32 protein-coding genes are annotated in these 21,479 nt (G+C 36.0%); 6 read left to right on the forward strand and 26 right to left on the reverse strand.

Annotation, left to right across the window (positions count from 1 at the left end; genetic code table 11):
* Window positions 1–7: 7 nt before the first annotated feature.
* Genes A5N88_RS07435 through A5N88_RS07450 form a run of 4 tightly spaced genes read right to left on the reverse strand, consistent with a single transcriptional unit; the run spans window position 8 to window position 2,897 of the window.
* A complete protein-coding gene (locus tag A5N88_RS07435) occupies window positions 8–352 on the reverse strand; it encodes a hypothetical protein (RefSeq protein ID WP_066264505.1) in 345 nt (114 codons plus the stop codon).
* Window positions 353–354: 2 nt separating this feature from the next.
* Window positions 355–1,263, reverse strand: coding sequence for a DUF2184 domain-containing protein (locus A5N88_RS07440; RefSeq protein WP_232317546.1), 909 nt, complete (start codon window positions 1,261–1,263; stop codon window positions 355–357).
* A gap of 21 nt (window positions 1,264–1,284) precedes the next feature.
* Window positions 1,285–1,758: a structural cement protein Gp24 gene (locus A5N88_RS07445; RefSeq protein ID WP_066264507.1), complete on the reverse strand. Its 474-nt coding sequence runs from the start codon at window positions 1,756–1,758 to the stop codon at window positions 1,285–1,287.
* Between the two features lie 35 nt (window positions 1,759–1,793).
* Complete coding sequence (locus A5N88_RS07450) at window positions 1,794–2,897, reverse strand: DUF2213 domain-containing protein (RefSeq protein WP_066264509.1); 1,104 nt, start codon at window positions 2,895–2,897, stop codon at window positions 1,794–1,796.
* 78 nt (window positions 2,898–2,975) lie between these two features.
* Between A5N88_RS07450 and A5N88_RS07455 the strand changes: the two genes are divergently transcribed.
* Window positions 2,976–3,314, forward strand: a complete 339-nt coding sequence (locus A5N88_RS07455) for a hypothetical protein (protein ID WP_066264510.1) — start codon at window positions 2,976–2,978, stop codon at window positions 3,312–3,314.
* Window positions 3,315–3,351: 37 nt separating this feature from the next.
* Here A5N88_RS07455 and A5N88_RS07460 read toward each other — a convergent pair whose 3' ends face one another.
* The 10 genes from A5N88_RS07460 to A5N88_RS07500 all read right to left on the reverse strand — a co-directional run bounded on the left by A5N88_RS07460 (window position 3,352) and on the right by A5N88_RS07500 (window position 11,747).
* A complete protein-coding gene (locus tag A5N88_RS07460) occupies window positions 3,352–4,128 on the reverse strand; it encodes a minor capsid protein (RefSeq protein ID WP_066264512.1) in 777 nt (258 codons plus the stop codon).
* Between the two features lies 1 nt (window position 4,129).
* A complete protein-coding gene (locus A5N88_RS07465) occupies window positions 4,130–5,476 on the reverse strand; it encodes a DUF1073 domain-containing protein (RefSeq protein WP_066264514.1) in 1,347 nt (448 codons plus the stop codon).
* 5 nt (window positions 5,477–5,481) lie between these two features.
* Window positions 5,482–6,777, reverse strand: a complete 1,296-nt coding sequence (locus A5N88_RS07470; protein ID WP_066264516.1) for a PBSX family phage terminase large subunit — start codon at window positions 6,775–6,777, stop codon at window positions 5,482–5,484.
* A complete protein-coding gene (locus A5N88_RS07475; protein WP_066264520.1) occupies window positions 6,770–7,654 on the reverse strand; it encodes a terminase small subunit in 885 nt (294 codons plus the stop codon). Before A5N88_RS07475 ends, A5N88_RS07470 begins: the two co-directional genes overlap by 8 nt.
* Window positions 7,655–7,695: 41 nt before the next feature.
* On the reverse strand, window positions 7,696–8,298 hold the full coding sequence (locus A5N88_RS07480) for a hypothetical protein (protein ID WP_066264522.1): 603 nt from the start codon (window positions 8,296–8,298) through the stop codon (window positions 7,696–7,698).
* Between the two features lie 256 nt (window positions 8,299–8,554).
* The gene (locus A5N88_RS25440) at window positions 8,555–8,713 is read right to left on the reverse strand and encodes a hypothetical protein (protein WP_198160199.1); all 159 of its coding nucleotides are present in this window, start codon (window positions 8,711–8,713) and stop codon (window positions 8,555–8,557) included.
* 409 nt (window positions 8,714–9,122) lie between these two features.
* Window positions 9,123–9,506 (reverse strand): ArpU family phage packaging/lysis transcriptional regulator, encoded by a 384-nt coding sequence (locus A5N88_RS07485; protein WP_198160201.1) that lies wholly within the window; start codon window positions 9,504–9,506, stop codon window positions 9,123–9,125.
* A gap of 85 nt (window positions 9,507–9,591) precedes the next feature.
* Window positions 9,592–10,644, reverse strand: coding sequence for a GTP pyrophosphokinase (locus tag A5N88_RS07490; RefSeq protein ID WP_066264523.1), 1,053 nt, complete (start codon window positions 10,642–10,644; stop codon window positions 9,592–9,594).
* 63 nt (window positions 10,645–10,707) lie between these two features.
* Window positions 10,708–11,547 (reverse strand): HNH endonuclease, encoded by an 840-nt coding sequence (locus A5N88_RS07495; RefSeq protein WP_066264525.1) that lies wholly within the window; start codon window positions 11,545–11,547, stop codon window positions 10,708–10,710.
* Complete coding sequence (locus A5N88_RS07500) at window positions 11,547–11,747, reverse strand: XtrA/YqaO family protein (protein WP_066264526.1); 201 nt, start codon at window positions 11,745–11,747, stop codon at window positions 11,547–11,549. Before A5N88_RS07500 ends, A5N88_RS07495 begins: the two co-directional genes overlap by 1 nt.
* Window positions 11,748–11,947: 200 nt before the next feature.
* On the opposite strand from A5N88_RS07500, the gene A5N88_RS07505 reads away from it, so the two are divergent.
* Window positions 11,948–12,133 carry an aspartyl-phosphate phosphatase Spo0E family protein gene (locus tag A5N88_RS07505; protein WP_066264527.1) on the forward strand — a complete coding sequence of 62 codons (186 nt, stop codon included), beginning with the start codon at window positions 11,948–11,950 and terminating at the stop codon, window positions 12,131–12,133.
* 727 nt (window positions 12,134–12,860) lie between these two features.
* Here A5N88_RS07505 and A5N88_RS25445 read toward each other — a convergent pair.
* The 12 genes from A5N88_RS25445 to A5N88_RS07555 form a co-directional block, all read right to left on the reverse strand.
* Complete coding sequence (locus A5N88_RS25445) at window positions 12,861–13,085, reverse strand: hypothetical protein (protein WP_066264528.1); 225 nt, start codon at window positions 13,083–13,085, stop codon at window positions 12,861–12,863.
* Between the two features lie 104 nt (window positions 13,086–13,189).
* On the reverse strand, window positions 13,190–13,438 hold the full coding sequence (locus A5N88_RS07515) for a hypothetical protein (RefSeq protein WP_066264530.1): 249 nt from the start codon (window positions 13,436–13,438) through the stop codon (window positions 13,190–13,192).
* 22 nt (window positions 13,439–13,460) lie between these two features.
* The gene (locus A5N88_RS07520; RefSeq protein WP_066270341.1) at window positions 13,461–13,874 is read right to left on the reverse strand and encodes a DUF1064 domain-containing protein; all 414 of its coding nucleotides are present in this window, start codon (window positions 13,872–13,874) and stop codon (window positions 13,461–13,463) included.
* Window positions 13,875–13,887: 13 nt separating this feature from the next.
* Window positions 13,888–14,055 (reverse strand): hypothetical protein, encoded by a 168-nt coding sequence (locus tag A5N88_RS24780; protein ID WP_157090623.1) that lies wholly within the window; start codon window positions 14,053–14,055, stop codon window positions 13,888–13,890.
* 12 nt (window positions 14,056–14,067) lie between these two features.
* Entirely contained in the window at window positions 14,068–14,946 is an 879-nt protein-coding gene (locus A5N88_RS07525; protein ID WP_066264531.1) for a DnaD domain-containing protein, read from the reverse strand.
* A gap of 175 nt (window positions 14,947–15,121) precedes the next feature.
* Entirely contained in the window at window positions 15,122–15,979 is an 858-nt protein-coding gene (locus A5N88_RS07530) for a recombinase RecT (RefSeq protein ID WP_066264532.1), read from the reverse strand.
* Window positions 15,979–16,923, reverse strand: coding sequence for a YqaJ viral recombinase family nuclease (locus A5N88_RS07535; protein ID WP_066264533.1), 945 nt, complete (start codon window positions 16,921–16,923; stop codon window positions 15,979–15,981). Before A5N88_RS07535 ends, A5N88_RS07530 begins: the two co-directional genes overlap by 1 nt.
* Before the next feature lie 102 nt (window positions 16,924–17,025).
* Entirely contained in the window at window positions 17,026–17,310 is a 285-nt protein-coding gene (locus A5N88_RS07540) for a YqaI family protein (RefSeq protein ID WP_232317547.1), read from the reverse strand.
* A gap of 120 nt (window positions 17,311–17,430) precedes the next feature.
* Window positions 17,431–17,580, reverse strand: a complete 150-nt coding sequence (locus A5N88_RS24785) for a hypothetical protein (protein ID WP_157090624.1) — start codon at window positions 17,578–17,580, stop codon at window positions 17,431–17,433.
* A 1-nt stretch (window position 17,581) separates the two neighbouring features.
* On the reverse strand, window positions 17,582–18,103 hold the full coding sequence (locus tag A5N88_RS07545) for a hypothetical protein (RefSeq protein ID WP_066264534.1): 522 nt from the start codon (window positions 18,101–18,103) through the stop codon (window positions 17,582–17,584).
* Between the two features lie 67 nt (window positions 18,104–18,170).
* Entirely contained in the window at window positions 18,171–18,473 is a 303-nt protein-coding gene (locus tag A5N88_RS07550) for a hypothetical protein (protein WP_066264536.1), read from the reverse strand.
* A gap of 34 nt (window positions 18,474–18,507) precedes the next feature.
* A complete protein-coding gene (locus A5N88_RS07555) occupies window positions 18,508–18,732 on the reverse strand; it encodes a helix-turn-helix domain-containing protein (RefSeq protein ID WP_066264537.1) in 225 nt (74 codons plus the stop codon).
* Between the two features lie 161 nt (window positions 18,733–18,893).
* Between A5N88_RS07555 and A5N88_RS07560 the strand changes: the two genes are divergently transcribed.
* The 4 genes from A5N88_RS07560 (at window position 18,894) to A5N88_RS07575 (ending at window position 21,371) form a co-directional block, all read left to right on the forward strand.
* Window positions 18,894–19,343, forward strand: coding sequence for a helix-turn-helix domain-containing protein (locus tag A5N88_RS07560; RefSeq protein WP_066264539.1), 450 nt, complete (start codon window positions 18,894–18,896; stop codon window positions 19,341–19,343).
* Window positions 19,344–19,361: 18 nt separating this feature from the next.
* Complete coding sequence (locus A5N88_RS07565; protein WP_066264541.1) at window positions 19,362–19,793, forward strand: ImmA/IrrE family metallo-endopeptidase; 432 nt, start codon at window positions 19,362–19,364, stop codon at window positions 19,791–19,793.
* 140 nt (window positions 19,794–19,933) lie between these two features.
* The gene (locus A5N88_RS07570) at window positions 19,934–20,812 is read left to right on the forward strand and encodes a DUF4747 family protein (RefSeq protein ID WP_066264542.1); all 879 of its coding nucleotides are present in this window, start codon (window positions 19,934–19,936) and stop codon (window positions 20,810–20,812) included.
* A 16-nt stretch (window positions 20,813–20,828) separates the two neighbouring features.
* Window positions 20,829–21,371 carry a hypothetical protein gene (locus A5N88_RS07575; RefSeq protein ID WP_066264543.1) on the forward strand — a complete coding sequence of 181 codons (543 nt, stop codon included), beginning with the start codon at window positions 20,829–20,831 and terminating at the stop codon, window positions 21,369–21,371.
* Window positions 21,372–21,479: the final 108 nt, after the last annotated feature.

The raw sequence follows: 21,479 nt of genomic DNA on the forward strand, positions 1-21,479 counted from the left end.
TCAACCCCTATTCTTCTTTATGAATTTGGTCTTCTGGCAGGTTTTTAATGGACTCGATTTGCTTTGCAATGTCATTTAAGACAGCTTTCCTAGTTTCAACACCTTGCCATTCTTCTAAAACAGTCACATCAAAAGTATCTTTCACTAATTGTTTTGCCTTTGTGGGTGTTAAATCTGTGATTCCACCCTCTTGGACCACGATTTCTTCTAGTTCATCCACTAAGTGTTTGTTTAAAGGATGTTCAAGTGCTTTTTTGAAAGCTTCTGCATCAATTGGATTTAAATTATTCGTGCCCGGAATTAACCGGACACCAATATGACGAACATAATCACCTTTATTTTGTACCAACATAATTAAATGCCATCTCCTCTCGCGATTCCCATAGGGTAACGAACAATAACTCCGCCAAAACGTTCCTCAGCTGGTACCGTCCATTTTGGATATTTCCATTCTGGCTCTAGACGTGTAAGATCCATTGGAATGACCAACTGAATGACGTCCGGTGACGTATCTATTACAAGCATGGAGTCACTTCCTGCAGTTCCAACACCTTTTAAGTCAGGGACACGGTTGATTTTGGAGAACCAGTTATATTCCTTTACGACTTGCATAATAGAACGGGCATCATAATCGCTGTATCGACGGTTCATTTCCTCGTATTGGTCAGCTGGTACCGCCAAAATCAGGTCACCTGATGAAGCATGTCCAGGTAATACAGCTACCTTTTTACGAAGTTTGCGGATATCCTCAACAATCTCCGTACTTGTTTTTTGATTCCACTTTGTTTGGCCACTTGCTCCAGCATCAACAGCTTCAACTTGAATACCTACTGTATTTACAACGCCCTTGATGTTGTAATTAGGCTCCCCAATCCAAGCGATGGCATTTTCTTTTTCTGCAGCTGCCCGTCTAGCAACATCTGCTTTTGTAGCATCAACTGATTTTAAAATGGTGCCCGGCATTTGAGCAGCACGCATTTCTTGAATGCTATAAGTGAAGCCCACTGCGATCGTATAGATACGTGCGAACTCGCGGCGGAAGTCAGCATCTACTAGTGGTAGATCATCAGCAGCATTACCCATGATTTTGGCCACGCCTGTTCTTGTCATGACGTTATAAGCATGTGTTTCAGCACCTGGATGGATATCTGATTTAATTTCAAAAACGCTTCGAGCAGTTAGCTCCTCATATTTTGGCTCATATAACCTGTTATCAATAGCTTCCAGGTCGAGCGCTCTAAACATTACTCTTTCTTCTGCCACGATTGTCTTCCCCCTCTATCCTTATGGTAAGTTAATTTCTAATTCTGCTAGATTTCCTGCAGCTGCAGATGATTTAAATGATCCGATAACTCCTGAAACAGTTGTAATGGTAGTTGTTGCAGGACGGAAGTTCGCCGTTGTTTTATCAATTACAGCATTGTCTCCTTTAATCACGTCTTCCTCCACTTCGACAAAGATGCTGCCACGGCGTAAATAAGAAACTGCATCACTGGCAACATAATGGCCATCAATAAATTGAGAAACATCGGATAATCGAGTCTCTGCATAGTGATTAGCCATGGCTACTCCCTGGAAGTTTCCTGTACCATCGTACGGAATAACTTGATTTGGGTTACTAGCACTTAATTGAACTGCCAGCCCCCATTGAATATCGGCTCCTGCAGCTCCTGTGTCGGCATGGCCTTCATGATATGAGGCATTTTTTCCTTTGCCCAGTTCGGGCGTCATATACTCTCTATAATCCATAATAGGCATGTGCTAAGCCCTCCTTCTTTCATCTATTTTTGTTATTAAGCTTGTTTTTGAGCATTTTCTTTCATGTTCATACGCTTATTTTTCTTTTCTTCAATATCGGTTGCGGATCCTTTGGATTTTCCCCCGACATTTTTCAGGTTATTTAATCCGTCAGAACTGAACCCTCGTGTATTAACGTTGTCCACAGTTGCCTCATAAAAAGCATTGATGTATTCTTCTGAACGCCCGTCGCCTTTAAATTCCGGCTTTACAGCCACGATAACAGCTTCTTTAATATCTCGGTCACTCTTACCTTTAAAATCAAACGAATCGCCCAGCAGTGGCTTAGCAGTGCTAACCAATTCAATTCGTTCACTCACTTTCTCTTCCAGCTCATCTTCGGACAGCGTGTTTTTCTTTGCTTCTTCAAGTTCTGTCTCTAGATTTTTGAATTTAGTATCTAGAGCATCATAACGGCCTTGCAGAGCATCATGATCCTTAACTTTTGTTTCAGCGGCATCTATTTTAGCCGCCTGTGCTTCTAAAAAAGATTTAACGGCCGAGTCCATTTCATATTCTTTTCCATCAATCTTGTATGTTGCCATGTTCTCTTTTCCTCCCTCATTTTTAATCTGCCAGGCATCTGAATCACCACGGATTGACACTTCCGGTCCTGCCCGGCCCTGGTCCACAATTGCGATATGGTTAATTTCGATATTTCTTTGGACATATTCGTAAGATTGCCCCTGGTAAGTCCCGGATTCGGCCACAATATCAGATAAAAAGCCAATACTAATCTCTCGTTTACCGTCCTGTATTTTTTGAATCAGGCCTGCATCGGTAACTGTCAGAGAAACATAGAGTTTTAAATCTTCTACTCTAGCATCCGTATGGGATAATCCTTTTGAATACAAGTTGTAATTTTGTAAGGTAACCGGTTCATTTGGATGGTCGTCCGTAACTGGTTTTGATTTTGCCGATTGAATGGTTAAATCACTGAATATATCTTCTGGCAGCTTGGCTTCCATCTGAATGCTTCCATCCTGCCGTTGATACGGAAAAACACCAGGGCGAGTTATCGGAACAGTAACTGTCAGATAACCTTCTGGTGTTTCGTCATAATCATTTATAAAGGTTGTGTCGTACCTCTTTAGCTTCACATGTTCTCATCTCCTTTAATAAAGCTTTTTTAAAATTTTTCCCAATAAGTTATAATAATTCCAAAGGTGGTGAAATTTATGGAAGAGTTCATTAATTGCAACCTAATAATTGATAGTGCAAGAAGAAAGACTCCGTATACTATTATTTTAAAGGGCACTATTAATTCTGGATTTACAGCTAGGTTTGAAATCAGTTTTACAGGAAAAGTAGAGGGAATTGATTTAGCCTACATCCCTACTGAAGTTCAAAAAATATTTGAAGAAGATTTAAATCGTTTATTAGGTGATAGTCCATTCGACGCTAGTGCTGTAAAGATAATTAAGAAACTCAAAATATTTACATATGAAAGAAGCGCTAAAACTGTACAGAGACATAGAAACTTTGAAAAAAGACTAAATCAAGAAATAATGTCCTAAAAAGAAGAGTGATAGACCTCTTCTTTTTATTTATTAATCATTCAAATACTGGTACCGCAACACATCTACACCGAAAAGGAGTCCCCGGCAATCCCTCGGATGGTGGGTCAGCATAAGAATAAACATTTCCGTTTAGTTCCCTGTGCCTTTTACGAACCCTGCTATCACCTGAATCAGTCCATTTGAACTTCTCAACACCCATTTCCTGATGTCGTTTTGCAGTCATTTGTCCAAAGATAGAGCCTGTCTGGTCAACTGCAATAAACTTAGCTCGGTTTTGGGTCATCCCTACTCTTTCGACCAATTGATCACGAACGGATTTAATACTATCTCCATTTTTTACACCTTGGAGAATAATGCTTTCGATCTTCGAAAAGTACTCATCTTTAATGGTGCTGATATAATTAACATTTTCTTTTATTGACGTCCGGATATATTCATCCAGCCAAGGTTCACTTTGAATAGGGTTGATTCCCCTCACCTTTGCCTGAGCGTCCATATTTGTTTTATTTAACGAATTTACAGAGGTAACAAACCGACTTGAAATCGATTGAATTGTATTATTTGAAAAGATTCCAAGAGACAACCCTTTAATGACGTCTATTGCCCTCTGTATGATGTCTAAAGGTCCATCCACCCTGTAAGACTCGGAGTCATTTTTCATTCGAAATTGGACAACCTGAGGCTTGATCTGGTCATTAAATACTTGCATGGTCACTTTTCCTAGTTCTTTAACGAGTTTATTTAGCTCTCGATAGTAAAAAACCTCGGAAGCATAAGGGAATTTGGTTTTAGGCACCAATCTTCTAGCCATGTTAATGGTTCTCCCTATAGGCTTTGTAGACGTCCAAGGCCATTTTGTCTAGATCAGCTACATCACCATTAAACTTAAGCTCATTCGTTAACCCGAATTGGCCGAAACGTGTTTCCCTGACTTCGTCTGCAGTTAATACACCATTCGTCATGTATATTTGGTCAGCCTGGGCAGTTGCCAGACGTATTTCAGAGTCCGTTTTAGAATCGAGCTGCCAAAGAGGATTGAATTTAAGTTTCCAATCAATTTTATCTGGGTCAATTCGTCCTCCAAGTTCAGCAGATGACCATAATAACAAGCGAACTAAATGCTCCAACTTAGGGCGCATCTCATTTTCCTGCATAGCAGCTATACGGCCATAATAGTTCATAATGTCGTATTGAGCACCAGTAATAGTTCCAGCTTCCTGCCCCTTAATAACGGACTTAGGCATCCGGACAGCTCCGGACAGGTAATCCCAAACGAAATCTAGCAGTTCTTTAATGCCTGAAACGTTTGTAGATTCCTTTTTTAACTCCTCATTTTCACCGATAATTCCCATTGCTTCGGTTTTAAAAGCAAAATTCATTAGCATGCCAAGATCATATTTTTCATCAGTACTCATATCATTTATACCTTCTGATTTGTAAATCTTGAATACAAAATCATAAAGGATTTGTCCAACTGACCACAAAGAAGTATCCATGATTGTAATGATGTCATAAAGAGGTTCTATTAACGACCTTCCCCTATATTCATACTCATATCCATCGTCTAACCGTCTTGTTTGGTCATGAATCAAACGAGAACAATGTACATCCGCCTGCATGATACCAGCAATGTTATAACCAGTAAGATTTTGACGATAGACCTGAAACTTCTCTACTCGACCGAAGTTAGCACTAAACATATCATCATTTAAAATAAATTCATTTACCTTCATGCCACTAAAAGGATGGATATAATCTACACTCATTAATGTTCTTGGATCCAGAGGTTGGTCTAAAGTAAACGGAACTCTTTGAGTAACACCTAACGAAATAAATCCATCACCATGCAATCGCTCATAAGACTTCATTTTTTTGAAGGCATTCTTCACGTCAAGGTCTCGAAGCTTTTGCATAATAGCGTTTTTCAGCTTTTCGTCTTTCATTACTAGATCAAAGCCGTTCTTCGTCATATCCTCTGCCGGAATATCAATGATATTTTGAACAATGGCATTTGTAGCATATAGGTCCGTTAATTCTTCATCCGGAAAACGTCTTCTAAAATGTGGCTTTTGAGTAGTCAGTGGATCTCTTCCATGCCCCTTGCCATTTCCGATAAGAAAATCCTTTTTGTACATCTTAGCCTTTTGTCTTGCATTCATATTTTTCACCGCCTTCGTTGAGCCATTTGTTTATATCTATCAATTGGACTCTTGAGATCAGACACCTCATAATCATCAAGAGCATACCAAATAGCACTCAATGAATGTGGGTCTATGTTAAACTCATCCGGAATGATGATGTCGTTTTTGTCCTTCTTATAAGTGAGGGTTTTAAGCTCAAAAATGGCATTTGGACATTGATCAGAGCAAATGATTTTCTTAAATCTCTTAACCTTCCTGGTATATTGCAACCGAGAACCTTGAAACTTTTTAGCAGCACGCATATTAAAACCCTGCTGTTTATAAAATTGAATTGTTTTAGGCTCAGCAGAATCGGCCCTGATGAGCTCACGAGTTTGTTTAAACTCTTTAATTTCTTCGGCTGTCAGATCATCGGTCATTTTGTTTTTGTAATACTCCCAAATGATGTAGAGGTATTTTCTATTTGGATCTATTACTAATCGATACAATGCGTTATAGGAATCCTCGAAGCCAAAGTCCATACCAACTCTTTTAATGGGATTTGGCAACCTTCTAAGCGTTGCTTCCAGCTCTTCATGAGCCATTACCTCAAACTGTGGAAGAACTTTAATCCCATTAACGCCAAAACGACCTTTCCGGGCAATACGGTAAAGGTCTGGATCATATTCCTTCATCTCCTCAAGCTGTTCAATGTAGCTTTCAGGAAGGAAGATATTATCATCAGCAGTTGAATGATGGTAGTAAGTATCATTTACTACCTTAGTGCGTTGATCATATAAATCTTCATCATCGAGGATTAACCGGTTATTCAATTCATCTTTAAAAAAGTGCTTAAATGACCAGTTATCTTCGCCTACTGGATTTGTAGAAAGAATCATATGGAGCTTTAATGTTGGATGCCTTAAACGTCCAAGGAGTTCTTTAAAACCTGCGTATTTTACCTCAGAGCACTCTTCAATCCAAACAATAGAAACATTATTGATCGATTTTAGCTTTGCTGGCTTGTCCATCCCTTTAAAGATGATCTTACTGCCATTAGGGAAGCGAATCTGCATAGGTGAGGACATGCATTTAATACGGTCATCCAGCTGCAGGTCTATGACCAGTTCCTCTAAAAGGGAAAAGGTTGAATCCCTGTGAGTGTCGTATACTTCCCGAACCACCAGGGCTGTCCGTTTTTCCTTCAGAAGCTTTAGGATTAACTTAAGAGCAACATGGTAACTCTTCGAGGATCCATAGCCCCCAACTAAAAACTGAAACTTAGTGCTCCAATCGAACAAAAAATCTTCGAAATGGGGATTAACCTCTTTTTCAACCATCTTTCTTTACTCCCCGTTTTATTACAATTTCAACTGGCTTTTCATCTGAACCAGTAGAGATCTTTTCAACCTCAGCTTTTGTCTTTTCAATATCCATTCTGAGCTTTTCGTTTTGAAGCTTCTTACGGTCATTTTCAGAAAGGAGATCTGTGTATTTAGAAAGGAATTCTAAGGCCTTCATCTTATCGGCCAGCTTTACACTTACACCGTCTTTACCTTTCTTCACTTCTGTAATTAAAGTGCCGTCTACTTCATCAGCATTTTTGAAATCAACATAACTGTATTTATAAACTACTTGATCGCCGTTTTCATCGAGTACAGGCTCTCCGAATGCATTGGTTTCAAGTTGTTCTTTTTGCCCGAAGTCAACAAAGTCAGTAATATCAGCAAAAGCAATATCAATGTATTTTTGTAACACTGCTTTCCCATCTAATGATATCTCAAGTTGATAATCAGCTTTCAAACGTTCAATTTCATTTTTTATGTTAGGTTTTGTTAGGTGTCTATGACCTTCAACTCTAGCAGTTAAATAGGAGCATTTATATACACTTTGATATGCTTTTGTTGCATTAAAGTATTTGAGATAATTTACGCAAAAAAGTCTTTGTTTATCAGTTAATTCACTGTGGTCTTTATTTTCATTTTTACCACTTGGAGAACGTGCTTTTTTCGCCACACTTTTATTTGGAGTACTCCGTATTTTTGTTTGGAGTACTCCGTTCAGATGGCCATTCCATTTATCTTTAGACTTCCAACCGCCAATGGTCTTTTCAGGAATGCCAAGTTCTGCAGCAAGAGCACGATTGGTTATCTTTCCATCATGCTTTTTAAAAATCTCAAAAGCTTCATCCCTTTTAGGATCTCTTCGCCTTGGCACTACATATCACCCACCCCCACTTAAAATAATAAAAAAACACCTTACTTGGTGTTTTTGAAATAACCATCTATATATCTAACAAAGGTTTGAAGAGTAATAAGGTCTACTGTAAAAGAACCTTCAGTTGGTATTATTACTTCTGCATTAGGTTCTTCTTCTATCCACTTTTTATTTTCCAACTTAAATTTTTTATCTATATAACCAAAGTTATGCACCGTATTATGGCGAACGGATAACATTTCCTTAATTCTTGAAATCGATTGGAACTCATTAAATTTAATATTTTTATCTATAAATAACTTAAAATACTTATTTACGCTTTCTAACCTCTGATACGATAAAAGCTGTGTTTTTTTATAATTTAACTTTTTTCTTATGTGGGTTGTTAATGTGTCTTTGTCTTTTATCTCTTCCTTATTGATGCTTTCTATCAAGAATTCAATATAAAATCTCTCCAATACTGAAATAGCTAACATTTTCATACCACGATAATAATAAATCATTGCAGGCAATAAGTTTTCACCATATTGATGTGAATTTATTCCAGATTTAATTAACTCGTGGCTTGCTTCAATGCCAATAATGTTTGTTTTAAAATTTTTCGCAGCATTAGATTTGTAATCTATATCCATTGTTATCCTCATAAACGACTACCTCCTAGTATCTTTAAAAATTCGACAATAGGAGATGTTTTCCTGCAAAATAAAAAGCACTCAAATGAATGAGTGCTTAGAAGCCACCACCACCGGGATCACAATAAGAGGGTGAGCTACCTGCTCCACCCGGATCAGAATGATGGCCACCGCCATCGCTGGGATCTAGGTGATCCCCCCCCACGACGCCTGGATCTTTCATAAGAGACACCTCCATTCTTTATCTACATAGCTCTACATGAAAAAATTATTTCCTTCTAATACGACCATGGACCCTTTTAAATGTGCTCTTTTTAGCACCCATAAGATCCAGCCAGTCATTTTTCGATAGTTTCTCTTCTTCACGTTTAGAAATGGCCTGCAGATGTGTTCTTTCCTGTTTACTTAACTGATCTTTTATTTTCATTTATTCCTCTCCTTACACCACCTTGTGCTAAATGCTAAAGATATTATCCCGTCCTTTATCAATCACCCGGGAGGTGGCCAGGATTGTAGTAACGGTCGCTGAAAAATCAAGCAGTCCTCGCAAAGGAATCTCACACTTTGCTCTTCCCGTGGCTATCGTACGCAATACAGCCTAGACTCCAGTTGTTCCCCCGTAAAATCAGCCGGCAACCTTCACAGTCATTCGATACACCCGAGTACACCATTGATAAAGGAAAGATGTGTCTCCTACCAGGTATTAACCTGATAAGAAAATCTTACCTGTATTGGAAAAATAAAAATTCCCCTATTTTATCCCTTAAAATGTCCCTATTTTTGTCGGCTTTTTCTCTGGATTTTGTCGGCTTTTTCTTGAGCAAAAATAAAGACACTCAAATAATTCCGAGTGCCGTGGCAATTTGCAATATGGCTTGTCTTTTATATGAATAGTACTGGTCCTTTGTTAATCCCATTTCTATATATAAGTTAATGTCTTTGACCCGAGTAGTTGATAAATATTTTTGTTTAATAATTTCTCGTTCAATATCATCAAGGGCATTCTGCAGAGCACGCTCCATTTGCTTCACCTTAAGCTCTTTTTTGCTTTCTTCAGAATGAAGAGAAGGATATAAAAAGGCGATTCCTGCTTCCTGACGCTCTAATTTATTTTCTAGGGACACCTTTAGTGCCTTATATTGCTTGAGTTCACGTCCTACAATCCGACGCACCTCTTTTTCATTTACTTCACTAAAAAACGAAAGTTGCTTTACTCCCATCATTTTATCCCCCATTTCAAAATTAAAAAGGACACCAAACAAACGCCGTAGCGCTCATTCAGTGTCCTCCAGTTAGCTGGTAGCATCACATTTCATTTATTACTCTAAGAATTTTTTCAGCTGTTTTCCTATATTCTTGCCCTATTGAAAACTCTTGTAAATACTTTTCTATAGCATTTACATCATTTTTTTCGCCAATTAATAGGTACTCTAAATAAAATAAAGCCACTCCCTTTGAGATTGTAATAGCATTTTTTTCTACCCATTTAGCACTAAACGATAAAATTTTGTCTTTCCTGTTAAATAATTCAGATTGGAGTTGCTCTAAAGTTGTAATATTAAAATACATTAACCGTTTTAAATCACTCTCTACAGCACGATCACTATATTTTACCTCAACGGCATTAAATAATCTTTTAAAATGATAGTTTATCTCAGAAATTAAACTCGAATTTTCTAGAAACTCTTCTAATGTTACTTTGTCTAGCGGTATGTTAAGATTATCTAATTTTATATTTTCTTTAACTTTTTCTGAGTATTTTTGGATTTCCTTTTTTATCCTTATAAATTCTATATCAGCTAATTCTAATAAACTGGCAATTCTTGAAAAATTCCTTCTAACATTTTTCGGTATTGAGATGGCACTTTTATATCCAATGTCGTGTTCGATTTCTGCCCATGCATGCTGTAAAATAGATCGAATTTGCAACTCAAAATTAATATCATTAAATCTTGCATATTCCGGTAATGATGCTCGGGGTTCTTTTAACTTTACTATATAGTGTAAAGAAGAATATCCAAAAGTGTCTGGCTTTTTATCCCTTTTGTCAGTAGAATTTTTTTCATCTAGTAAAAATTCAGTCTTTATTAAATTGGCAATTTTGTCAACATCGTCCTCAAAGTAAGTTATAATCCTTAACCCTAAAGTATCAGTAATTTCTTCAAGACCATTATATTTGTCTCCCTTTTCGTCTATCTTTTTCGATAGACTTTCTTTTTGCTTCACTCTAGATTCTATCCCATGAATAGTTAAGCCTTGTTCTTTTATTAGTGAGTTTATTAATCCCTTTATTTTTTCTTCTAATTCAATAAAGATTATTTTTTTATTATCATAGTCCTTTAGAATTTGTTCTTTCAAAGCTCTTCCTCCTCATCAAACTTAACCCATAATATTTTTCTCTGAGCATTAGCACAGGTAAAACTAGTAAATCTTTAAAAGTAAATTTGCCCTATACTTTAACTTTATATAATCATCGTTATCCTCTAAAACGTGAACTCTTCGATGACAATTCGGACAAATCGCTATAACGTTATCTATACGGTCCTTTCCGCCTTTGGACAAATAATCTATGTGATGTACTTCTAAGAATGGATTATAATCCTTGTTCAAGAAAGGAGCCGGGCGTCTACACAGTTGGCAAACGCCTTTTGCTACTTTCAAGGCATATTGCTTAACAAATTCACTTCTATAATAATGATTTTGACTGTATACAACGGTGCCTTTTCTATTGTTATTTTCAGCCTGTTTTTTCACAGTAGAAATAGACATTGTTGCTATTTCTTGCTTTAATTTTTTTATTTTAGCCATAAAAGGTTTTCCATAATAACTTAACCGTTGTTTTTGAATTTCAAAAAAGTTGGAGTGAACGGTATTCTTCTCATCGTATCTATCAATCCAGCTTTCAGCGAGCTTTATATTAAAAATTTGAGCATCTTTATATGCTTTCTCAGCCTTTTCCCTATCCTGACTCAACAAGATTAGCTGAATAAAGTAATCAGCTCTTAGGCCTTTGGAATTTTCCTTTAAGTAATCTAAAATCTCAAGACAGTCATTATAGTCACAAATATAATGAGGTAAGCTTTCATATATTTTAATCCCCATTTTCAGGCCATAATCTTTATACAAAGCTAAAATAGATTTAAATTGTTGATAATTCTCTACAAAACATAAAGCACCTAGTAAATCTTCTTTTTTCACCTTTACTTTCATTTGTTGCAAATGGATTAAAAACATTATTAAATCGTTAATCCAATCATCCACTAGAACTCTTCCCCTTCATCAAATTTAACCCGCTTAATCTTCCCTTGATGAGTAACTATCTTTGTTTCCCCATGTTCAGGTAGCAGAGTAAGTCTAGCCTTACCATCACAAACAACAATGGCAAAACTACCTTTTTGTTCCATTATATCAATTTCTAGTCTCATAGTACTAGGATTAATGTCTATATCTTTTAGTCTCATGCAGATTCCCCCTATGGTATAATTAAGTTGGCGAAGTCAGGAGGAATCCTGGCTTTTTTTGTAGAATGATTTTATTATTTCTCTATTTTGATCCAAGTAAATTCGACAACTTAATGAATATTTCCCGATTATAATGTATTTATCGTTAAAAATAGTTATAATGTATATTTCAACAAATTTGTAATTGGGAGTAATTTGTAATGACTACTTGGTTAGAGACTATTAATTTAAGAAATCAAATTTCGCAATTAAGAAGTGAAATGATAATGGTTGGACAAAAGAAAGGTCTAAGCCATCCTGAAACAATAGAATGTAGTCAAGAATTAGATAAATTAATAATTAAATTTGAGCGACTAATATTGAATAAAGGGTTAGAAGCATCTTAAGAGGCTTCTTTTTTTCTTTAAATCCCAGTATTTTTATAGGTTTAATTTTATGCTATACTAGGACTGCTAGTATACATAATCAATCAAGAGGAGAAAGTAATGTTAACAGAGAGAGTTATATACAAAGGGAAAGAATACATAGTACTTAAGAAATATGAATCCGGCTATTGTGAAATTAAAGAACTTGAGGATAACCATAAGATTGAGCTAGTTCACATCTCTGAGTTGACTTTCATAGACTGAGATTTAACTATATTTCCAACCCAAAACTTCGGAGTGCCCTGGGCACTTCTTTTTTCATGCTATGTATTCCTCCAAACAAAACTATTATTGTTTCTACTCAATTTTTACATTAGCTTCACCTTCTCTTAATAAATTCATGTGAAAATAAAGTCCTAATAACATCTTAGGGGCTTTTTACATGACAACATTATTTGAAACCATCAAACTAAAAAATCAAATTTTCCACTTGAAACAAAAAATAATAAATGCTGAAAAACAGAAAGGGTAGGCTCACCCAAAAACAATTAAATATAGTAAACAATTAGATAAGCTGATTAGCAAATTTCATTCTATAACATTAAATTAATGATAAGAAGCGTCCTAGAATACTTCTTTTTTAATGTACTTCCTTCGCATAATGGACGAATTACGACACTATTTTTCTCGCCCCCTTTATTGCACAGTTTGTCTCAAAACTGCAATGATTTATTGTTTGTAACCATGTTTAATTTTCTAAACTACGCCAAATCCTGCGAAGATGCATGTCAATAAAACTGTCGGATGCTCCATAAATTTTCATAGCTGACGCTAGGTCTCCATGATATAAACGTTCAAAAAACTCATCCATTGTGTTCTTTTCTCTAATCATTATTTGCTTTTTTAAATAGAGTGTATTTACTTTCTTTGTAGCCAAATTAAATTGCATAAGATTAATTTGTTGAAAGGCCATGTGATCTCCAAGATTTACGACTTTCTGTTATTATTGGCTTTAAAAGTTACTTCTATAATTGTTTTATATTCATTTTTTCCTGAGCCTATTTATAACTTCTTGAATCATTTCCCAGAGTGTGATTTTTTCCACTGGACAATTTCCTCCTCCAGCTCTTCAATGCGCTTATTCTGCCGATAAATGGTCTTGGCTGATTTAAGGGCTTCCTCCTGAAAATCCAGCAGCTCTTCAATCGTTTTAACCATCCAGTCGAAGTCATCTCTATAGATCGTCATGGTTTCCAACCGAGGCATTGTGAGAGGCTTGTCCAAGCAAGCCTCCATATAGTCAATCCGTGTCTTTACTTCACTCATTTCAAGCCTCCTTTTTTCTTCTTTAGCTTTTCAACTTGTCCAATTCAATAAAACCGAATGTCTCGTCATATGCCAGGACCGAAAGAGTGTCCAAATACTTAGCCTCGAATAGCTTCCTTTTTAAAGCAAACTCTTTCGTTCCCACGCCTTTTATATCAATAACTTCTATGGTTCCATCTAACTTATGAACCTCGAAGTCTGCTACATATTCAATCTTCCGATATTTCTTACCGTTCTTGACGAAGCCTTCTTGAAGTATGTATCTAGGTTGTAGTTTGAAGCTCTTTATCTCTTTAGCCTGCTCTAACCATTTAAGCTGTTCATAGTATTTAGCTTCTGCTTTGGAATCGAAGGTAATTCCATCAACAACGGTCTTCTTATTTCCGTACTTATGTCTTTTTTTTGTTACCGTTTTACGGTATTCTTTAGCTGGTATTCGTTGCAAAAAATCACACCTCATTTTGTATCCTATGAAGGCTTAAAAGATACCTAAGTGTTCGGTATTCTAGTTCATAGATAGATTGTTTTTGATGTTCTTTGATGTCGGCATTCTCTAGCTGCTGGATAATAAATTTGCGCTTCATATCCTGCTGAACGGCTTTATAAAGAATTGCCATACACTACTCCTTTCACGATCCTGATTTTTGGAACTGCTTTTGCATTTTTTCTAATCGCGCCCGTTTCTCTTCATAAGTTTCATTGGGGTTAATGCCTGGCAATGGGACCACTTGAGCTTGTTGGGGCTCCTGGTACCAATCAGGGAGTTTTTCTTGGCGGACAACTCCCCGACGATTAGAAAAGCTCTTTTTAGACTGTTCATAGGCCTTATTCTCTTCCTCAACATCTTGAACTGTCTTAATGCCTTTAGAGACCCAGTTGTTAAGAATTGATCGGGCATAAGAGTATTTAGCCCCTGCTTCTGCAGCTTTCTTGAAAGCAATACATACAGCCTCTTCTTCAATGCCTTCCTGGTCTATAAAATAATTAATCTCTTGAATTTGAATAGGACTTGGCTGGCCTTTAAAACAAAGCATGTATGAATCAAAATAATTCACCCGGTCAGCAGCAGTTGTATTAGTTTCGTTTCTTTTAGTTTTGTTTAGTTTATTAATGTTCCGGGTACTTGTCGTGCTACTTGTCTGGGCACTTATCGGGGTACTCGTCGGGGTTCTTGTCGGTTTTTCAGACAAGTTGTTTTCGCTTATCTGGTTACTTGTCGGTTTTTCAGACGAGTCAAACGATATTATTCGAAAGGTTGCCGCCCTAGTCCCTCTCTCTTTAAAGTCGATCCTTCCTTTTTGTTTAAGAACATTCCGGGCATTATAGTAGGCGTCTTTCTTCAAGCCTGTTTTGATTTCTATTACTGATTTAGCTACTGCAAATTCAGGGATCCATCCAGCCTTATTATTTATGTTCATTAGCGCATGCCATAAATTAATTGCTGATGGGGGAAGAGAATTTGTTTCGAGCCAATCATAGAAAGCATTTAATTCTTTGATGTAATTCACCCTTATACCCTCCTTTCACAAACTGCAAATTTACCTTTTACGCTTTTCACAACATAATCTGGATATCTCTGCATATATTGTAGTACGAGCTTTTTGAAATGTTCCTTCGTTTTTGCCTCCTCCCAGATCCAGTTAGGGAGGAGGACTTTATGAGGTACTTGATTGAAATTGAGCATCATTCAAAAACAATCTCATCTTGTTCAAGAACTGCCTCTTTCTTTTCTTCTTGCACACCTTCGAATGGATAATCAATGATATTAGATTCATTTGATTCCTCAGTAATATCCTTGATTTCTGGTTCCTTCTCGTCCTCAGTAACTGCAGTTTGCATTTCCACTGAGAGGATTCCCCATTTACCTAGCATGTTGCGAAGTACTGTTTTCATGGCCATCGCATCATAATCGGATTTCCACACGTTATTTAAGGATTTTTTGTCTTTTGCCTTGTTATGTTTAATGCGATGAGCCTCAACTTCATCACGTGTCCAGTAGACTGTCTTTTCGAAGCCATTGATTAGCTTAAAATATCCGCAATAACCAATAACCTTCTCACTTGTAGCAGCTTCCAAATTAAGCTCTACCTCTTCTGTAAGCCGGTTCCACTTAACCAGTTCCCCCTCATGTACCGGGATCACGTTTATTCCCTTATACTGGCCTGTCCTTAAGGCGAGCTGAATGTATCCCTTATATCCAAGTTGGAACTGGGCTGCTTTATGCCCTTTTTTGCTGTCATAGAATGGAACTATCCAGGCATACCCAAGATTCTTATCAATAGGTAAATCTAAAGATGCAGCTACCATTGCGGAAGATACAATACTCATTGGTTCAGCTGCTTGAATGTTAGGATCACCGTTATAAAGGTTTAAGACAGAAGCCATAAATTGTGGTGCTTTCTTAGATAAGACCTGTTCAAATTTCTTTTGCATGGTTGGAGTATTTAAAAGGGATTTAAGTCCAAGGTTTTGAGCAGCTACTTGCCTTGTTCCCTCTTGCTTGTTTGATAATTGGTTTTTCAACCCTTCATTGGTAGCCATTAATTTTCAAACTCCTTTACTGCGAATTTTCGGAAGCAAGATTCTTTTAAAACTTCCTTATAGATATCAGGAAACTTTTCTTTTAAAGCTTTCGTATCAACACTTGTGCGTGATTGATTCTTCCAGGTAACTAAAAAACTATCAGTTAATCCCGATTCAGCATCCTTAAGCTCGGCTTTTATTTTGTTTTCAATTTCTGTCTTTGCTATTTTAATAAGCTTTTCATCCGTTTTAATTTTTTCGTAGTTTGAAAGATATACTTTGAAATCAGCAGGTAAGATAATTTCCTTATCTTTCTCAGCTCGATCATATTTCTCTTTCAGATAATGTTCCGCTGCACTGGATCCATCTAATTCCGGTGGATGCCCTTGAATAACGTGATATTCCCAGAAATGCTTTTCGGCATTAAAGATAATCTGAATAAGCTCTTCATCACGTTCAATTTCCTTCCATACAAAATGATTACCACCAATTAAAACTGCGATATAACCTTTTTGTTTGCCGGTTACTCCAAGATAATGTTGGACCTGAACTAAATAGGCGTCTGGTACTTCATCATCCTCCCATTCTTTTGCTATGTAAGCACTGGCTGTCTTACACTCAAGGATTGCCGACTCCCCTACGACTATCCGATCTAGATTTGCTGTAATAAAAGGGTACTCAGCGTGACTATACATAAAATTGCTACGACGAACCTTTTTTTCAGTTCTCTTCTCAAATTCTTTAGCTACGACATTTTCCATTTCATTTCCCCAGTAGATCGCTTCATTATCAAGTTCTTGAGGGGTAACTTGCCCTGTCTTTTCAAGCCAAAGCTCAAAAGTTGTTCGATATTTGTTCAGACCAAGGATAATACCAGCATCACTTCCGCCGATACCCTTAGTTCTTTCTTCCAACCATTGAGTGCGTGTCATTTCTCTAGTGGAAATAGCATTCATAGCCATGTATCAGGCCCTCCTATTGATTCAGTTTTCAAGGTACGATAAGATATAAGAAATTGTATCTAGATGTGCTTCACTGATCCCTGTTGCCACAGGGATCTTTTATTATTCAGCCCTTATAAACTTAAAGCCGCGAATCTCGATTAAATAATCTTCCAGATTTTCTAAAAGGATAATTTCTCCTGTATCTGTATCCTCCACGATAGAATCACCTGTAAAAATTCCATCACCAAAATAATCAATTCCGTTATGTTCTGGTTGGTCTATCATATTTGGATATCCTGACTTTTCTATTTCAGTAATCATGGGATGCTGCATACTTTCACCTTCTTCCCGATGGTAGATGACCATCATCACAACTAGGATTGAAGGATAATAAGGGGAAAACATCCAATCCTAGCCATGATGACAGGCACCAAAGTGCCCACCATTGCATGATTAAATTTAGTAAGATATAATAAGGAACCAACCTTTTTTATCCTTTTAAATGGCAGTAAGTTAAGTGTCCGTTTAGCTTGCTGCTTTTTCATTTCCAGTAAAAATAATAGCTTTCATCTCCAACTCCCTTTGAGTTAACTTTAGTTGGTTATCCCTCGCCATTTGACACCATAATTTAACTTCTGAACCCTTCATTAGCGGACTAGTAAATAATCTTTTCATATTAAATCCACCCTTTCGCCTTCCATACTGGAAGCCGTTTTTCTGATCTTTGTTTAAGAGAAATGTTGTATTCCTCTCCCAATATTGCTTTAAGGTTTGTAAGTGCCATTATTGCGTCAGATATTTCATCTATTACCTGACCTATCCTTTCGCGTTCTTCTTTGTTTGTTTCAGCTGGCGGTTTAACCAGGCTTACTTCATCTAAGATTTGTATTGCTTCTCTTGCTTCGTTAATAGCAAGTTCCTCTATTGCTAGTCTATGCCTCTCAACCGATTTACCAGACAAAACTGGCGGTGTCATACCATTGCTGAATTCATAAAGGATTTGCATTGAATAAATTGGATTGTCATATGTAAGTAAAGATTGCTTGGCCACGTCCTGCTGCATTTTTCTCCGATTGTTTTTCATGTGGCTTATTAACTGCGGGGAAACATTTAAATCAAAAGCCATTTGCTCCTGAAACAACTCTTCCTGAATTTGAAGAGTCTTTATTGCTCCCCCGACAAAAGCCGATTCTCTCATATTGAATTCTCCTTTTTTTGTATTGTGGTTTGTATTTGTAAATACTTTTCATTCTAGTAATCTAGAATCAAATAACTTGATCAAAATATCTTGAATTTTTTTCGAGCCACCTTGTATTTTTTTCAATCCATTTGAAAAGTAAGTGTGTTGGAATAAGAACTCCTGCTTCTCTGAACACAGGAAAGTCTGATCGATTTAACAGCTCTGATGCTTTTGTTTGACCAATCCTTAATAGCTCCATCAATTCTTGTCTAGTAAGCATTGGAGGTAGTTCATTTTTTCTTACAACATCAGCAACTGCCTTTTCTATTTCTTGGCGTAAAACCTCACGGAATTTTTCATCAGCAAAATCTAAATTTACTTGGATCAACTTGCTCACCACCTGTTTTAAATTAATTTAACTTCTACGCTGAATGATTTTTAACTTTGCGTATCGCATAGCGACTTGGCAAAAAAATTTCTTCTCTTTCTTTGTTATAAAGATTTGCGATTTCTTCTGCGCGATTTGAACTGATTTGTCGTTGCCCATTTTCAATTTGGGATAGATAACCAGCTGATATATCAAGTTTTTTCGCAGCCTCTTCAAGACTAAATCCCGCAGATAAACGAGCCTCTTTAGGTAAACTCAAACTTTCCACCCCCTCAACTTCGCGTATCGTGTTGTCAACATTTATATTACATTGCGTTTCGCAAAGTGTCAACGCATTTTGCAAAGTTTGTTAAAAAAAGTTTAAAGTTTGCATTTCGCAAAGTATAATCTAGTTAGAAAGAAATTGCGGAGGAATATTATATGTTTGGAAAACGCCTAAGGGAATTAAGAAAGAAAAAAGGTTTGACTATGAAAGAATTTGGAAACAAATTCTCCCTCGCTGAATCAACTATTTCAGGTTACGAAAATGGAATAAGAAAGCCAGACATTGAGCTGGTTGATAAGTTTGCTGATTTTTTTGAGGTAAGCTCTGATTATTTATTAGGTAGAACTGATTCTCCCAATCCAACTATAAATTCTTCTATATTAAACCAAAAAGATGAAAAAGATATTGCAAAGCGTATGGAAAAAATAAAACAGGATTTAGAAGAGGCAAACAGTGACGGAGACGGCTTAAACTTTTATGGTGAGCCAATGAGTCAGGAAGCCATGGAGTCACTATTAGAAGCAATGGAATATGCTGTTCGACAGACTCAAAGAATTAATAAAAAGTACATTCCTAAAAAATATAGAGAGAAAAACGAAGAATAGGAATGTGGGGCGATTTCAATGAAAACTGTAAAAAGGATGGTAAAGGATCTTACAGAAAAGTATAGAGAAACAGATCCTTATAAGATATCTTCATTATTAAATATTCATGTTTTTCCCTGGGACTTACACAGAGAAATTAATGGGTTTTATAAATACGACAAACGAAATAAATATATTTTTATCAATAATAACTTAAGCGAAGAGCTGCAACGTTTTGTTTGTGCTCATGAATTAGGTCATGCTGTACTACATCCAAGGGCAAACACCCCCTTTCTTAGGAATAGCACATTTTTTTCTGTTGACAAACTGGAAGTTGAAGCAAATTGTTTTGCCGTAAACCTTCTTCTTTCTAATGAGAATTTACAAGAATATGAAACTGCACACCACATATTAGTTAAAAATGGCATACCAATACATATGGAAAGATTCTTATATTTTTTTAATTTATAGATAGGTATTTTGGTTTATTAGCTAATGCTCAAGAAAATACCTGTTTTCGTTAATTAATTATTAATATGGAAATTTTAAAGAATATTGGAAACCCTGATACAATCACAATTAAACCAAAATAGTATAGTAAGGTGACTCTAATGATAAAAAGAAAATTTTACATAGCAAAAGTAAATATACACGGAAATATTTTTAGCCAAAATTTAGATGAGTTGATAAGTTACCATATTCCTCGTGTGCTTCTAAACCCAGTACCAATAAAAATTCATACATGGAATTGGTCATTTACGGATGTTGAACAAATTAATTATGAAGGACATAATCTTATAATAGGAAACGTTACTAAATCAAAAAGAAAACCACAAAAGTATAAATTAGGTTCTAAAACCTTTGTAGAGACCTCCGAAAATGAACTCGCAGAGACAGCATTTTTTGTTTACGATGCCAAAAGCGAATTGTTAGTTCATGAGTCAAATGCTTCCATATCAGCATTTGAATTTAGAAATTTTTTCACGAACCTACTAAGTAATGACTCTTATGTTGGTGATGTTAGGATAAATCCTATTCCTATTCCGTTTAAAATTAAAGATGAACTAATTTCTTATGATAAAGTAACAAAAATATCCTTTCATCTGATTCATCCTAATCCTGGTCCAGGCAGAGAAGAATTTAATCTTTATAATAAAATAATTCACGATTCCCACTTAAAGGAATTGGACATTGAAATGAAAAATAAGGACGGAATTAATATTTATGTTTCAAATAGCACTTATAATCCTACATTCACGGAGGTTATTGAAGATGGAATAACTCTGGTTGAAAGAGGCTATGGAGACATTGATATCAGTGGTTATAACGAATATACTATACAAGGAAAGAAAAAGCCTCGTATAGAAAGAAAAAATAAGAATTTTAAATCTCGTAACTCTGTTAAACAAATTAATATTATTGAAAATGATCGCGATACTATAATATCTCGTATTTTTCATTTTATGAGGAATACTATATCTAAATCATGAAGATGAGGGTGAAAAAATGAGCAAACACAGCTCGTCTAGATACCAAATCACCTATGAGGAAACCACTTTTTTTGGTTTACTAAAAATAAGTGGATTTAAATCATTATTTGCGGATTGGTCAACCATTTATGCTTTAGTACTAACAGTATTATTCAATTTACTAATATGCAGTAAAGACTTTAATTTATACAACTCATTAGCAAAAGACTTTTCTGCTACACTTTTAGGGGCTTCAGCCACTGTTTTTGGAATAGTTTTGGCCGCATTGGCTGTTACTGTAAGTGTATTTCATCAATCACTTCTTCCTGCCCTTTTAGAAACAAAATTATTACATAAATACTTGTTTCCTTTTTGGTATGCAGTTGGATTATGGGGAATGAATTTAACTATATATTTTTTCCTTATGCTTCTAACCTCAATAGATTTTAACTACTTGCATATAATTGAATTTTTGTTCATTTTTAATACTTTTATATTTATTTATGCAACTTTTTGTACTGTAAAATTAACAGGTTTGGTAGTGCAACTAACTCTTCAAAGAGCGCAAATTAAAGATTGAGAAGCAGTTTTTGCCCCTAAAGGGGCTTTTATTTTACCCCCAAAAACGAACGTACATTCTACTTTATTTGTATAATAACCTCTCTTTAAAAATACAAGTTTATAGCTA

The organism is Heyndrickxia acidicola, from assembly GCF_001636425.1.
Taxonomy (GTDB): Bacteria; Bacillota; Bacilli; order Bacillales; family Bacillaceae_C; genus Bacillus_AE; species Bacillus_AE acidicola.

Bases quoted from the DNA above. Each gene is read 5' to 3' on its own strand.
- A5N88_RS24780 (WP_157090623.1), bottom strand. From the start codon at position 14,055: ATGGCAATTCTTTATAAAGCCGTTCAGCAGGATATGAAGCGCAAATTT.
- A5N88_RS07465 (WP_066264514.1), bottom strand. From the start codon at position 5,476: ATGAATGCAAGACAAAAGGCTAAGATGTACAAAAAGGATTTTCTTATC.
- A5N88_RS07435 (WP_066264505.1), bottom strand. From the start codon at position 352: ATGTTGGTACAAAATAAAGGTGATTATGTTCGTCATATTGGTGTCCGG.
- A5N88_RS07545 (WP_066264534.1), bottom strand. From the start codon at position 18,103: ATGAGAGAATCGGCTTTTGTCGGGGGAGCAATAAAGACTCTTCAAATT.
- A5N88_RS07500 (WP_066264526.1), bottom strand. From the start codon at position 11,747: ATGAGACTAAAAGATATAGACATTAATCCTAGTACTATGAGACTAGAA.
- A5N88_RS25445 (WP_066264528.1), bottom strand. From the start codon at position 13,085: ATGGCCTTTCAACAAATTAATCTTATGCAATTTAATTTGGCTACAAAG.
- A5N88_RS25440 (WP_198160199.1), bottom strand. From the start codon at position 8,713: ATGAAAATAAAAGATCAGTTAAGTAAACAGGAAAGAACACATCTGCAG.
- A5N88_RS07480 (WP_066264522.1), bottom strand. From the start codon at position 8,298: ATGAGGATAACAATGGATATAGATTACAAATCTAATGCTGCGAAAAAT.
- A5N88_RS07540 (WP_232317547.1), bottom strand. From the start codon at position 17,310: ATGTTTTCCCCTTATTATCCTTCAATCCTAGTTGTGATGATGGTCATC.
- A5N88_RS07455 (WP_066264510.1), top strand. From the start codon at position 2,976: ATGGAAGAGTTCATTAATTGCAACCTAATAATTGATAGTGCAAGAAGA.
- A5N88_RS24785 (WP_157090624.1), bottom strand. From the start codon at position 17,580: ATGAAAAGATTATTTACTAGTCCGCTAATGAAGGGTTCAGAAGTTAAA.
- A5N88_RS07530 (WP_066264532.1), bottom strand. From the start codon at position 15,979: ATGGCTACCAATGAAGGGTTGAAAAACCAATTATCAAACAAGCAAGAG.
- A5N88_RS07460 (WP_066264512.1), bottom strand. From the start codon at position 4,128: ATGGCTAGAAGATTGGTGCCTAAAACCAAATTCCCTTATGCTTCCGAG.
- A5N88_RS07565 (WP_066264541.1), top strand. From the start codon at position 19,362: ATGAAAACTGTAAAAAGGATGGTAAAGGATCTTACAGAAAAGTATAGA.
- A5N88_RS07515 (WP_066264530.1), bottom strand. From the start codon at position 13,438: ATGAGTGAAGTAAAGACACGGATTGACTATATGGAGGCTTGCTTGGAC.
- A5N88_RS07505 (WP_066264527.1), top strand. From the start codon at position 11,948: ATGACTACTTGGTTAGAGACTATTAATTTAAGAAATCAAATTTCGCAA.
- A5N88_RS07570 (WP_066264542.1), top strand. From the start codon at position 19,934: ATGATAAAAAGAAAATTTTACATAGCAAAAGTAAATATACACGGAAAT.
- A5N88_RS07575 (WP_066264543.1), top strand. From the start codon at position 20,829: ATGAGCAAACACAGCTCGTCTAGATACCAAATCACCTATGAGGAAACC.
- A5N88_RS07445 (WP_066264507.1), bottom strand. From the start codon at position 1,758: ATGCCTATTATGGATTATAGAGAGTATATGACGCCCGAACTGGGCAAA.
- A5N88_RS07560 (WP_066264539.1), top strand. From the start codon at position 18,894: ATGTTTGGAAAACGCCTAAGGGAATTAAGAAAGAAAAAAGGTTTGACT.
- A5N88_RS07485 (WP_198160201.1), bottom strand. From the start codon at position 9,506: ATGGGAGTAAAGCAACTTTCGTTTTTTAGTGAAGTAAATGAAAAAGAG.
- A5N88_RS07470 (WP_066264516.1), bottom strand. From the start codon at position 6,777: ATGGTTGAAAAAGAGGTTAATCCCCATTTCGAAGATTTTTTGTTCGAT.
- A5N88_RS07535 (WP_066264533.1), bottom strand. From the start codon at position 16,923: ATGGCTATGAATGCTATTTCCACTAGAGAAATGACACGCACTCAATGG.